Origin of the sequence: Amycolatopsis thermalba, assembly GCF_003385215.1 — a bacterium.
Classification (GTDB): domain Bacteria; phylum Actinomycetota; class Actinomycetes; order Mycobacteriales; family Pseudonocardiaceae; genus Amycolatopsis_E; species Amycolatopsis_E thermalba.
The window spans coordinates 24,633-37,080 of sequence record NZ_PQHW01000030.1; the positions used below are offsets into that span (position 1 = coordinate 24,633).

At 65.0% G+C, this 12,448-nt stretch carries 13 protein-coding genes; 5 read left to right on the top strand and 8 right to left on the bottom strand.

Features of this window, described 5'->3' with window-relative positions:
- Nucleotides 1-134: 134 nt before the first annotated feature.
- From D0D15_RS14680 to D0D15_RS14720, 8 genes are all read right to left on the bottom strand, one after another.
- On the bottom strand, nt 135-782 hold the full coding sequence (locus D0D15_RS14680) for a DUF6308 family protein (RefSeq protein ID WP_198958268.1): 648 nt from the start codon (nt 780-782) through the stop codon (nt 135-137).
- A 506-nt stretch (nt 783-1,288) separates the two neighbouring features.
- Entirely contained in the window at nt 1,289-2,473 is a 1,185-nt protein-coding gene (locus tag D0D15_RS14685; protein WP_476726859.1) for a tyrosine-type recombinase/integrase, read from the bottom strand.
- Nucleotides 2,433-2,651, bottom strand: a complete 219-nt coding sequence (locus D0D15_RS14690) for a helix-turn-helix domain-containing protein (protein ID WP_020418348.1) — start codon at nt 2,649-2,651, stop codon at nt 2,433-2,435. Before D0D15_RS14690 ends, D0D15_RS14685 begins: the two co-directional genes overlap by 41 nt.
- A gap of 22 nt (nt 2,652-2,673) precedes the next feature.
- Nucleotides 2,674-4,254 (bottom strand): replication initiator, encoded by a 1,581-nt coding sequence (locus D0D15_RS14695; protein ID WP_094006432.1) that lies wholly within the window; start codon nt 4,252-4,254, stop codon nt 2,674-2,676.
- Between the two features lie 17 nt (nt 4,255-4,271).
- The gene (locus tag D0D15_RS14700) at nt 4,272-4,676 is read right to left on the bottom strand and encodes a hypothetical protein (protein ID WP_233157342.1); all 405 of its coding nucleotides are present in this window, start codon (nt 4,674-4,676) and stop codon (nt 4,272-4,274) included.
- The gene (locus D0D15_RS14705) at nt 4,673-6,226 is read right to left on the bottom strand and encodes an FtsK/SpoIIIE domain-containing protein (protein ID WP_094006431.1); all 1,554 of its coding nucleotides are present in this window, start codon (nt 6,224-6,226) and stop codon (nt 4,673-4,675) included. The genes D0D15_RS14700 and D0D15_RS14705 overlap by 4 nt, the downstream gene beginning before the upstream one ends.
- Before the next feature lie 481 nt (nt 6,227-6,707).
- Nucleotides 6,708-6,956, bottom strand: a complete 249-nt coding sequence (locus tag D0D15_RS14710) for a GntR family transcriptional regulator (RefSeq protein ID WP_233157341.1) — start codon at nt 6,954-6,956, stop codon at nt 6,708-6,710.
- 296 nt (nt 6,957-7,252) lie between these two features.
- On the bottom strand, nt 7,253-7,720 hold the full coding sequence (locus D0D15_RS14720) for a hypothetical protein (protein ID WP_094006429.1): 468 nt from the start codon (nt 7,718-7,720) through the stop codon (nt 7,253-7,255).
- A 248-nt stretch (nt 7,721-7,968) separates the two neighbouring features.
- Between D0D15_RS14720 and D0D15_RS14725 the strand changes: the two genes are divergently transcribed.
- The 5 genes from D0D15_RS14725 to D0D15_RS35945 all read left to right on the top strand — a co-directional run bounded on the left by D0D15_RS14725 (nt 7,969) and on the right by D0D15_RS35945 (nt 12,338).
- A complete protein-coding gene (locus tag D0D15_RS14725) occupies nt 7,969-8,775 on the top strand; it encodes a GntR family transcriptional regulator (RefSeq protein ID WP_094006428.1) in 807 nt (268 codons plus the stop codon).
- The gene (locus D0D15_RS14730) at nt 8,772-9,440 is read left to right on the top strand and encodes an HAD family hydrolase (RefSeq protein WP_094006427.1); all 669 of its coding nucleotides are present in this window, start codon (nt 8,772-8,774) and stop codon (nt 9,438-9,440) included. Before D0D15_RS14725 ends, D0D15_RS14730 begins: the two co-directional genes overlap by 4 nt.
- Nucleotides 9,437-10,249, top strand: coding sequence for an aminoglycoside phosphotransferase family protein (locus D0D15_RS14735; RefSeq protein WP_094006426.1), 813 nt, complete (start codon nt 9,437-9,439; stop codon nt 10,247-10,249). Before D0D15_RS14730 ends, D0D15_RS14735 begins: the two co-directional genes overlap by 4 nt.
- A gap of 155 nt (nt 10,250-10,404) precedes the next feature.
- Nucleotides 10,405-11,406 (top strand): ParA family protein, encoded by a 1,002-nt coding sequence (locus D0D15_RS14740; RefSeq protein ID WP_094006425.1) that lies wholly within the window; start codon nt 10,405-10,407, stop codon nt 11,404-11,406.
- On the top strand, nt 11,403-12,338 hold the full coding sequence (locus D0D15_RS35945) for a PIN domain-containing protein (RefSeq protein ID WP_143266212.1): 936 nt from the start codon (nt 11,403-11,405) through the stop codon (nt 12,336-12,338). Before D0D15_RS14740 ends, D0D15_RS35945 begins: the two co-directional genes overlap by 4 nt.
- Nucleotides 12,339-12,448: the final 110 nt, after the last annotated feature.

The following is a 12,448-nucleotide window of genomic DNA, read 5'->3' on the forward strand; positions in this document are numbered from 1 at the left end:
ACACTTCCTCTATCTAGCTGCCGAATCTGGCTCTATGGGATCAAGAGCGGCGCGCAAGCGCGCCGCTGGCCGCTCGGCCTGCCGCTCCGCTTCGGCCGGCGGCCCAGCGCGAGCGTGCGACGCAGGCTAGTGAACTACCAGGTCAGCATGTCCAGCAGACGCAGGTCCGTGACCGCCGACAGCCGCCTGACCTTCTCCTCGGCATGAGCGGCCACCATCTCCCGAAGGCGAACAAGCGCGCCGGACGACGTAGCCGCTAGGAGATCCGCTCGCACTGCCGCCCATGTGATCGAGCGAAACCCCAGCTCTGGGTACCTGGCCCCCTGCGTCCGCGCTTCCGCCCTATAGGCGGTGAAGACGTGCTGGTCGAGGATCGGGAACAGAGCAGGACGCTTCACGTGCAGGACCTTGCTTACCTTCGCGTGGCTCACCCCGCGCGGCCGAGCATCCATGAAGTGGCGGTACAGCGAGGTCATCGCGTCATAGAGACCTCCGCGCGTCCCAGGATCAGCATCACGAAGGTCACTGCCCGGTGCGACCCACGGCGCATCCTTCGCCTGCTCGACGAACCAGTCCACCTCCCGGCCACCGATCCGGGAGCGCACAACCCGAGTCCGAATCACCTCGGCCGGAGTCAACAGGTACGGGTCGCCCGGACCCGGCAAGTCGTAGCGCGGCGGCGTGCGCTCCGGGTACCCCTCTAGCGTCGCGATCGCATCGCGCAGGGAGATCGACCGCCCGGCCACCACGAGTACCTGATCCGCATTAGTTAGCTCTGCCACCACCTAATTGTTCAGGTCAGGAGTGCAACGTGAAAGTTCAAAGCCCGGGGCTCCGCCCCGCACCCCGGCACCGCTTCGGAGATCAGGGGAGGACCAGTCCGGTGACCTCCTCACGGCGCGCCCGAGGGCAGCCAGCCCGGCCGGCACCGGTCAAGGGCGCTTCGCGGCCTCCGGCAAACCCTTGACCGGCGCCACCCGGCCTGGCAGGGGTGAACCCGCGCCGCGACGAGATCACCTCAGCGCCAGCCGTCAGCGAGGGCAGCTCTCAGCAACATGCCAACAACATGCCCCGGTCAACCACGGTCAACAGGGGTACCCCGCGCACACTAAGAACCACAGGTCAGGGCCGTTTTCCTGGCCTCCGGCTATGGTTCCCAAGCTGAGAACGCGGGTTCGATTCCCGTCATCCGCTCGTAGTGCGAAGGCCCAGGTCAGCGGGTGTCTACTCCGGACCTGGGCCTTCGTCGTCTCTTGCTCAACTCGGGTCGCGTGCCATTAACGTGCCATTAGCCCTCATCCTGGCTCCCCTGCCGGTGCTGGTCGACGAGCTTGGACAGCCGGTCCGCGATCCGCTCATCGGCGTCACTGGTCGCCCGCTGGTAGATGAGGGCCGCCCGCATGTCGTCGTGCCCCATCCGGGCCATCAGATCCTTGGTCGAGGTCCCGGCCTTGGACGCCCAGATGTTGCCCGCGTGCCGCAGGTCGTGGAAGTGCAGGCCCTTGAGCCCCATCTTCGCGACCACCTGCGTCCAGCGGGATCGCTGGTTGAAGTTCGGCCGACGCACTGCGTTGCCGTCCCGCTCACCCGTGAACAGCAGCGCGAGCTGATCCGGCTTCACGTACGTGTCCAGGTGCTTCACCACCTCCGGTCGGACGGCCGCCGGGATGATCACCGTCCGCACACCAGCCCGTGACTTCGGCGGCCCGACTGTCAGCCCCTTCCCACTGACCTCGACGAACGCCCGCGAGACCCGGACCCAGCTCCCGTCCTCGGCCACGTCGCAGCGCCGCAGGGCCGTCACCTCACCCCACCGAAGCGAGCCGAACGCCGCGAGGAGGACGAGCGCCCGGAACCGCTCCGGCATCCGGCCGGCCAAGTCGAAGACCTGCGCCACCGACAGGACCGGCCGCTCCGCCGGGTTCTCCCGATCCGCCCCGCGAACCCGGCACGGATTGCGCTGGAGGATGCGGTCCTCCTCCACGGCGGTGTTCAGGACCGCCCGGAGCAGTCGGTACGCCTTGGCGGTCATCGACTCGGACACCCCGGCTGCCAGCAGGTCCGCCCGCCACTGCCGGATGGTGGCGGTCGACAACTTGCCCAGCTCGACCCCACCGAGCCGCGGTTCAATGTGCTTCCGGAGAAGCCACCGGTACAGCTCGGTCGTGCGCGGACGCAGCCCAGGCCGCTGGGTGACCCACTGACTCGCGTAGTCCCCGAGCTTGACCTTCGCCCGCTCCGGGTCGGTCCACTCGCCCTGGATGATCTGGCTTTCGACCACCGACAACCAGCGCTCGGCCGCCCGCTTGGTCTCGAAGGTGTCGGGTGCCTTTCGGAATTGCCCGTCCGGCCCGGGATAGCGAGCCTGCCACCGACCCGACGGAAGCTGGCGGATGTTGCCGAAGCCTCGACGCCCCTTCTTGTTCGCCACGTCAGGCCGCCCGTCCGAGGTCGCGGAGCACGGACGCCGCATTGATCGGCTCGACCCGGCCGGCCTGCACGAATGCCTCCAGGTCCTCGACGGCCAGCCGGACGTGAGCGCCGACCTTGTGGAAGGCGATCCGACGTTCCGCGATCAACCGGCGGACGAAGCGCACCGAGGTGTTCAGGTACTCGGCCGCCTGCTCGACGTTCAGGTAGTGCGTGTTCAAGGTGTCTTCCTCCCCCAGGTGATCAGGCTGCTTGCGGAATTGCCGAAGTCTCTGGACCCGGTGGATGGGCCGCGAGGAGCGCCCGGTCGTACTCGGCCTTCCAGGTGATCCGCTCCGAGATGGCCCGCATGAGCAGGTGCGCGCGTGGTGGGGCGTCGCGGTCGCCGGGCTGGACCTTGCGCCAGATCAGCCGCGAGGTGTCTTCCTCGGGTTTGACGATGCCGACGCCTGCGAGCATGTCTCGCACGAACGCCTTGCGGTCGGCCTTGTGATCGGCCAGCGACTTCCCGGACCACTTGCGCGAGACGAGCACTCGCCGGCCGGGGAGCCCGAGCGTGGTCCGGCGGTGCGCCCTGCCCTTGCAGTGGCCCGGGGTCATCCGGCTGGTCGCGCCGAGCGGCTGGATGCCGTAGAGCAGCCAGACCGCGCAGCGGGGCGAGCACGGGGTGATGGCGAGTTGGGCGTGGAGCCGGTCATGGTGTTCTCGCTGCCGGGCGCTGGTGGCTTCGAGCACTTCGCCGGTGGATTTGGTGAGGTATTTGGTTAGGTAGCCGATGTGGCGCCCAGCTTCCTCGCTTCCGCCGAGGATGCCCTTGGAGTGCACCTGCCGCCCGAACGTCACCACGTGGGCGGGTTCCTCGACCTCCTCCACCGCCTCCTCCCAAGGCGTCAACGGCTCGTGCTGCTCCGGATCCACAAACCCCTTCACCCGCGCATCCCACACGGGCAACCGGTCCCCGCCATAGATCGGCTCGTCATGGTTGGGCCACCACACTTGGTGGTAGGTGGCCTCGGTGACCTGCCGCAGCACCTCATGCGGAATCGACCCCCGCAACGCCGCGTGCAGGTGCGGAGCCGTCCGCTTCTGCGGCTCCACGGTCGCGAAGTACTGGACATCCCAGCCCACGACGCGGCGGAGGTTCTGCCACCACCGATCCACCAGCGAGGCAAAGTGCACCGCGTCCCGCGCCGCCCGCCGATAGTCGTACTCAGCGGGGTTGACCGGGGTGCCGTCCTCGCGCACCCGCCCGTAGGTATCGCAGGTCAGGGTCACGAACATCGAGGGCCGGAACTTCCCGGCGTACTCGCGGCCCACGGTGGTTTTGGCGACCTTCTTGCGGGGCAGGTTGGGTGCGTCCTGCCGCCGTTTGGTCGACCGCTTCACCGGCCGCTTCGAGGGAAGATCCGGCGAGGGCAGTCGGCCGCGCATGCCGAGTTGCCGAAGTTCTTCATCGACGCCGCGGATCTCGTCGCGGAGTTCGTCGGCCTGGCCCTCTTCCCCGTGCTCGACCGCCTCCCGGTACCGCGCCACCAGATCGGCGCGGAACTCCATCAACTCCTTCTGCTCCGCAGTCGGCGGGGCCGGGGTGAAGTCCGGTTCCTCCGTCAGGTGCCAGCCCTCCCGGCACTGCGCCATCCGCAACGCCTTGGCCTTCTTGGCACACGGCGCGCAGACGCTCTCCACGGTCGATCCGCAGGGCACGGCGACGTAGCGCAGTTCACCGGTCTCCGGGTCCCCGACTTCCATCGTGAACGGCCGCACGCACACCCCGTGCTTCTCGGCGGTGGCCTTCATGACCTCGGTCGACAGCGGCAGCCGCATCCGCTCAGCACGAGTGCTCACGCGGCCACCTCCACCGCCTGCTCGTCGAGCAGCATCCGCAGCGTGTACAGCTCGTCAACCGAGACACCCTCACGAGCGCCGGTCGCGAGCTGCACCAGGCCGCCGCAGTGACGCCACGGAATTCCGCCGTAGACGAGGAAGTGCGCCCCGCCCTGCGACCGACCGCGAATGGTGATGTGCAGGTTGTTCTGCTCGGTGCGCCACCACGTCGCGGTGACCTGGTCGAGCGTGTAGGCCCACAACAGCAGCTCGGCGAGATGCGCGCCGGCCTCGCCGGGAGCCACCTGCAATTGGATTTCCGGCGCGCCCGGGTGCAGCGTCACCCGGCACGGCTCCGGAAGCGGAAAGTCACGCAGGTGTCCCCAGAACGCCCGGGTCAGCTTCTCCAAGGGAGTTCTCATGCCGCAACACCGCCCTCAGGGCCGCGGAACGGCACGACAGCCCCGCCGGTCACGAACGCTTCGAGCGCCTTAACCGCCTCATCCGGCACCCACCCGGCCCGCACACGGAGCGGCTCACGGATGCCCTCGCCCCAGACGTAGCCGGTGCCCGCTTCGGACTCGCCGATGCGGTTGGCCCACGCGCCCCGCTCGTACGCCTGGTCGCCGAGCACCATGCCGACGTGTGACTTTGAGGTGACCCGCAGGCAGATACGGCGGGGGAACAGTTCCCGCACCGGAACGGTGTCCTTCGTCGGCTCCTGCACGTAGCCGCGGACCGTGAACCCGAGCGCTCGGCCCTGCGTGGTCAGCAACGCCACCTTCTCGATGATCTGCTCCCGCGTCTTCCGGTCGGTGTACTTGGTCAGGGCACCGATCTCGTCGAACTCGACCAGCTCAAGCGGGTTCTCGGTGCTGATCGGCACGTTCCGGACCCGCCCGGCGAACTCGGCCTTGCGCGCATCCATCGCGGCCACCAGCTCATCCAGCACTTCGAGCGCGTCCTTCGGCGTGACCGCGTACCGGTGGAAGATCCCGCGCCCGTAGGCCAGTTCCATCCCCTTCGGATCGATGCCGGTCACGCGGACAAGCCCGTCCCGGATGGCCGGAGCGATCGACGCGAGCGGGCACCACATCACCGAGTTCTTGCCCGCACCGGAAGCGCCGGCCGTGAGCGTGTGGCTTCCCGAGCCGTACAACGGCAGGTGCCAGTCCTGCCCGTACTCGGTCCGTCCAGCCCAGGCGCGCCGCAGATCCACCGCCGAGGCGTCCAGCTCCGTGAACTGCGGGCACGGCACCGGAGTGGCGAGCAGGTCCCGGCGCTGGAAGTCGATGGAAACCACGTTGGGAGCCAGCTCCCGCACCTGGCACCGGGCGACCTTGCGCGCCACGGCGAGTTCCCGCGCAGCCTCGTCGAAGTCCTCGGGCTTCTGCCCCGGCACCAGCTCGACCCGCACCTCATCCCACGAGGCACCCGACCGCACCCGCCGGACCTTGGGCAGCCGGACACCTGGACGCCGCTGATCACGCGTGATCTTCTTCCGGCCGACGAGCGTCACGGTCAGATCGACCGGCACGGTGTCGTCCTTGACGCTCAGGCCACACGCGTGCAGCCACTCCGGCAGCTTGGGCATGTAGAGCGCCCAGCGGAACCACCACGAGCGCAGCACGCGCCCGGCCCACTGGTCGAACGAAACCAGGTGGAAGCGCCGCCAGGTCAACAGTCCCGTAGCGATGACCAGCCCGGTCACCGCCAGCGACATCCCGCCCAACCACATGCACCACGCCGCGACCGCCAGCACAGCGAGCGTGGTCCGCGGATGAGTCAGGATCTCCTTGAAGACCCAGACCGCGCCCTTGAGGACCCACCACAGGGCAAGGAAAACGACGGCAGCAGCGGCGAGAGCTTCCGCGATCGAGGCGAGTGCCTTGCCGAGTTTGTGCAGTACCCAGACGATGACGGCGAGGCCGGCACTGCCGAGCAACAGGACTCCGAAGGTGTGTGCGTTCATCGCCGACCACCGGCCTTCCGAGCCGTGATCGGGAGATCCAGCCGTCCCGCACAGGTGGCGCACTCGGTGTCGCCGGGAGCGAGGCGGGCGAACTTCTTGCATGCGGCGCAGCGCGTCCGGGTGACCCCGCTTGACACGTGCCCGCCAGCGTTGGCTAGCGTTTCCACTGTCTACTCCGTGAGGTGTGGACAGCGCAGGAGCGGCAAGAGGTTGGCAGCCGTTTTCCGCTTCTGCGCCGTATGGTTCAAGAGCCCGAATGAGGGCGTACTTCATCGCCGCACGACATAGCGCGCGTTTCAGTCGCTTGTGGACTCCTAAAGTCCTTCGGTCGCTTGTCGGGAACACCTCCGGCACACGTGCACCCTGTTGCGCAGGACCCGCTGCGAATGCCCACAGACCCAGCAGCGTCGCCGAACGAGCCACCTGCGCCGCACCTTGTGTGCCACCGCGATCACCTCCTTTCCGTTAGGTCATCGAGGTTTCAACGGTTGGTCTCGCGCTCGACTACGAACGTTCCCTTGGAGCGGATCGTGGTCACGAGGCCGCGTTCACGGAGGATTTCGACAGCGTGCCTCGCTGTGCCCAGAGAGACGCGGTACTCCTCGGCGAGACGGCGTTCGTTGGGCAGCGCACTTCGCGGAGGCAGCTCACCCGAGGCGATCCGCGCTGCGATGTCATCAGCCAGCCACTCATACACGTAGCCGACCAGGTCGTTCGGAACTCTGGGCACAACTGCCCCCTCTTGGTGTCAGGACTGGATGGAATCTGCGCGCCGAGATTCGAGACGGGCTCTGCGCTCGAACTCCTCGGCGGCTACGGATGCTGCGTGGCGAGCCCACAACGGTGCCCCCAGGTCCTCCGCCAGGACTCGCCACGCCTCGGCGACGGAGTGGTATGCCTGAGCAAGACGCCGCACTGCCGCCACGTCATCGGCGGCTGCTCGCATCGCGGCGAACAGTGCGGCTGTCTGCTCGGCATACGCGGTGTTCCACCGAGCGACCGCCTCACGCGACGGTCGCCCCACCATCAGGCGGCCTTCTGCTCACTCGAGCCCTGGCCTGCACCCTTGCTCTGGGTGGGCCGGGAGTTGGTCGCGCCCTTGGGCTCACGCATCCCGGTCGCCCGCAGCACCCAACCCTGGTACTTGAACTTCTCGCCCATAACCCGAGGTTCGATCGTCAGGCCCTCGAAGAGCACCGGACGGAAGTCGAAGCCCTGCATCACCGCCGGAGGCGGGACCGGCTGGACCCTGTCGAGCAGGGTCACCGTGACCGACTTGTCCCGGTCCTTCTCCGCCGAGGGGTCGGTCACCGTGACCTTCCACTGCGGCAGACCGGTCTGCTCGTCGATCTTCTGCTTCGGCTGCTTGCCCCGGGCCTTGTCCTCGTTCGAGACGTACTCCATGTCCGGTGTGACCGGACCAACGATCGCCGCTCCTTCCGGGAAGACCATGTCGTGCTCGATCTCGAAGCGCGTTCCGCGCGGTACCGCCATTGCCTGTTCCTCCTGGTCGGCGCCTCAACCGGCGCTGCCTATCGTGGCTGACAGGGATAGGTTAGCCAGCCTGGCTAGACAAGTCAAGCAAGCAGTAATCAGGCTAGGCGACTAGGTGGCCTAGACAGGAGTTTCGGCGTTGCGCAACACTGGGAGGGTGTTGCGCAACAGTTCGCAACACCTGTCGTCCCGCAGAGAGCAAGGAGCGCGCCGTGCCGCTCGATCCAGATGACCCGCGACCGCCGTATGTGCAGGTGGCGAATGCTCTCCGTGCTGCGATCCTGACCAAGAAGTTCAGCCCGGGGGACAAGCTGCCCTCGCGGAACGAGCTGGCGAAGACCTACAACGTCGCCCCCATGACGGTGCAGAACGCCCTGCGTGAGCTGCGTGAAGAAGGCTTGATCGTCTCCCGTCAGGGCAGTGGCGTGTTCGTCCGAGAGCGCACCGAACGCCCCATCGGACTCCGACCGCACATCGAGCGCGCGTTCGAGGCCCAGCACGTGACGGTCGACTTCGCGGGATTCTCCGGCGAGACCCTCCACGGTGTCATCGCCGAACCGCTGGACAAGATCCGAATCGGCCGGCTCCGTCCCGAGTCGATCAGGGTCCGCCTACTCGTGCCCGATCCGACGCAGCCCTGGACGCTGCCAGTCACCGTGGACAACCGCACCGACAGCCCGGTCTTCCGCAAGCGGGCCGACGAGATCATGCGCCGCAACACCCTCGCGATCGTCGATTCCGTGACCGAACTCGCCGACCTGGGTTTGATCAACGAGGCGTCGGCCGAGATCCGGGTGCACAACGTGCCGCCGACGTTCAAGCTCTACCTGATCAACGACGAGGAAGCGTTCTTCGGCTTCTACCCGGTGCGTGAGCACGTCATCAGCTACGACGGCCAGACCGAGGCCATGTACGACCTGATGGGCAAGGACGCGATCCTGTTCCACCACTCGGCGAACGACGACGACACCTCGACCGGATCGCAGTACGTCGAGCAGGCCAAGACGTGGTTCGAGAGCATGTGGTCGAGCGTCGGCAAGGACTTCCAGCGATGACGGCCGCGGAGCTGCTGGACCAGGCCGGAGCGCTCCTCCTCGACTTCGACGGCCCAGTGTGCTCGGTCTTCGCCGGAATCCCCGCGTCCGTCGTGGCCGATCAGCTCCGCACCGTCCTCGCCGACGCCGGACATGCCCCACCCGAGCCCATAGCGAGCAGCAGTGACCCGTTCGACATGCTGAAATATGCCGCCTCACTCAGCGACGAGGACGCCCGATACGTCGAGGCCGCGTTCACTGCCCACGAAGTCGAGGCGATGACCACCGCAGCGCCCACCGAGGGCGCTTACGAGCTCATGCAGGCATGGCACGGTTCCGGCCGGCCACTGGCGATCGTCAGCAACAACAGCGCCGCCGCCATCAGCGCCTACCTCGACTTCTACGGCCTCCGCCCCCTGGTCAACGTGGTATCCGCCCGCGAGAGCGCAGACGTCCAGCTCCTCAAGCCGCACCCGCACCTCCTGAACCAGGCAGTCCGCGGACTCGGCATCCCCGCGGAGCGATGCGTCTTCGTCGGCGACTCCCTGACCGACGTCGAAGCGGCGAAGGCCGCCGGTGTCCGGTCGATCGGCTATGCCAACAAGCCAGGCAAGCGCGAGCGTTTCACCAGCGCCGGAGCCGACGCGATCACCGAGGTCTTGACAGAGCTGGTCGCGGTCTCGTGAAGGTCCCGGACAAGCTCGCCAACTCCGTCCGAGCGCGATGGCCCGACCGTGCGGACACCTGGCTGACCAGCATCAGCTCCGAACTCGACGAACTCACCCACCAGCATTCAGCGACGCTCCAGCGCGTCCTGCCAGCGCGGTACGCCTTCGTGGTCAGTGCGACCAGCCCGCACGGCCCGCTCATCTTCCGAGCCTCACCCGACCCGGCAGCCCTCGACCAAGCCACCGTCGCCGAAGCACTGGGCCGCCTCGACATCGGCCCCAAGATCCATCTCACGACCAGCACCGACACCGGTTCATGGACGGTCATGGAGCAGGTCATCCCCGGAACCCCGCTCGCCGACGCCAACCCGGCAACCCTCGACATCGAGGCCCTGGCCCGCCCCGTCCGAGCAATGGCCGGCCAACCCGCACCTTCGCCCGACCTGCCACTCATCACCGACTGGCTCCGCGACCGCCTCATCAACGACAACCTCACCGAGCTACCGGAGGGCGAGCAGGTAGCCCCCAAGGCCGAGCGAGCCTACGCCCTCGAACTCCTCGATGACCTCACCGCGGACATGCGCCCCGGTCTCTGCCACGGCGACGCCTCACCCTGGAACGTCCTCACAGGCCACGACGGCCAGTGGAAGCTCATCGACCCCCGCGGCATGCAAGGCGAACCCGAGTACGACGCCGCCGTGATGGCATTCAAGCTTCAGCACTTTCTCTCAATTTCTAATGCTGAAGGCAAGATTGCTGACCTCAGCCAGCTCGATAGCACTCGAATTGACGCTTGGGAAACAGTGGCCCGCGCGGCGCGGATCTAAGCAATCAGAAGTGGTGAGGTCAATATCGGGTGTACTGAGGTCTCGTTCTGTCGTGGTCGACTATCTTGCAGTGAGCTGTGCAGCTGCGTATGAGAATGTTATCCTTGGCTTGCGTCGAGAAGCACTAGTGAGCGGTCGAACATCCGGAGGACTCGTTGCGCATCATCTCGTTCTTCAATCACAAAGGCGGGGTAGGTAAGACTACACTTCTATATAACGTCGGCATGGCGCTCGCTAGTCATGGCAAGCGTATACTCTTCGTTGACCTCGACCCTCAGGCGAATCTTACTTCCGCCGCCCTATCTGACACAGTGTTACAACGGGCGATTGACCAAGATTTAACGATCCACGGCTGTCTACAGCCACTGGTTGACCGGTCGGGGGACGTTAAGCCGATATCGCCTTTTAAGATTAGAGATACCGCATGGATACTGCCGGGCCATATAGCGTTAAGTGAGTTTGAGGAAATTGCGCCAACTGGCTGGACTGAAGCGGTCGCAGGAAATGCGGGAGGCTTTCGGACCAGCACTGCAATCTATCGCCTCATTTCCGAGGTTGGCGAAGTGGTACAGGCTGATTTTGCGATGATGGACCTCGGTCCGAACGTCGGCGCATTGAATAGAACTGCAATTCTAGGGTCGACGGGCTTTGTCGTACCCCTTGCTCCAGACCTGTTCTCGCTAACTGCACTCAGCAGTGTTGGCAAGAGTGCGTCGTTGTGGGTTTCGGAATGGCAGGCTGCTATTGGGTCAATGGAGCGCAGGCAGCTGTCCTTTCCCTTTACTCTACCTGAAGGCAAACCAGCGCCGCTTGGTTATGTTAGCCAACAGTTCTCCGTGTATCGACAGGAGCCAGCCGAGGCTTATAGGCGCTGGATAGAGCAGATACCCGAGCAATATCAAAAGGGAATTGTCGAGCCGCTGTCTAGAAGTGGGGCGGCCATTCCGCCTGGCGCTGCGAGTCTCGGTGAAGTGAAAAACCTATCGAGCCTCGTTCCGATCGCGCAGCGTAGTAACAAGGCGATCTTTGAGTTGAGCGGTGTTGAAGCCCGCGGCGCGCAGCATACTCGTGCGCGCGATACCTATATGTTGTTCAGTAATTTGGCAAAAGAGATTTCTGAACGCGTTGAGTACGTGGCGGGGAAAGCTAAACAATGATCATCCTCGATACGTCGGTCTTGCCTCGACGGGGTAAGCTGAGAACGCCGATCCTCGGCGCGTTGATTCATGTTTGCAAGACGAGAGGAATTGAAATCGTCCTCCCTTCCATCGTGCTCGAGGAGTCGGTCAGTGCTCGCGGACGAGACGCGGAAGATGTGTTCTCAAAGCTGCTTACCTCTTATAACGACGCTAGCAAGTACTTCCAATTGCCACCGATCTACGTGCCAGGGCGAGTTGAGGTAGAAGACGAGTGGCGAACGGACTTACGGGAAGCTTTCACGATCGTCGATGTGCATCCAGATGATGCGACGGAGTCGCTGATCAGAGAAGCGAACAGAATCAAACCGGCATCGAATGGCCGAGGTGCGCGAGATTCCGCTATATGGCTAACGGCTGTCCGGCATCATAGGTCGACAGGCGGTCCCACATACCTTGTATCTGCGAATACGAATGATTTCGCTGATAATAATAAGAGTGGGCTCCATGGTGACCTAATCCAGGACCTTGGCGACCAAAATGATGGATTCCACTATTACAAGTCACTAGACGAGCTGGTCAACGTTCTGGCGAGCAGGGTGAAGATTGATTCACTGCCAGAAGGACTCCTCGCTAGCGCGTTGACAGAGGTATCCGATTCGGTTGAATCAGTATTGCAAGACGCGTTGGCGTCGGAGAACTTCACGCCGTTTGAAGTCTTCGATGCGTACGAATCTGTTGCGGGTACCGTCTTGCGTGCCTATGAGATCGAGGAAACAAAGCTGGCGCTCGTCAATGTTGTCATGGATATCTATGGCTTTGCCTCTGGGGTTAACCCCACGACCGAGGTTCGTCGAGTTTCCTTTCGCGTCTGGCTTGAATTCGAGTGGCGTTCGGACAACCTTGTATCGGTCGACTTGGAAGGCGTGTCAATCGGTCAGGCGTCGAGTTAGCTGCAGTTCAGCTGCCGAACTTGGCTCTATTGGATCAAGAGCGGCCCGCAAGCGGGCCGCGTCGGGATCCGCACGGCCTTCCGCTCCGCTCCGGCCGGCGGTCCCGACAT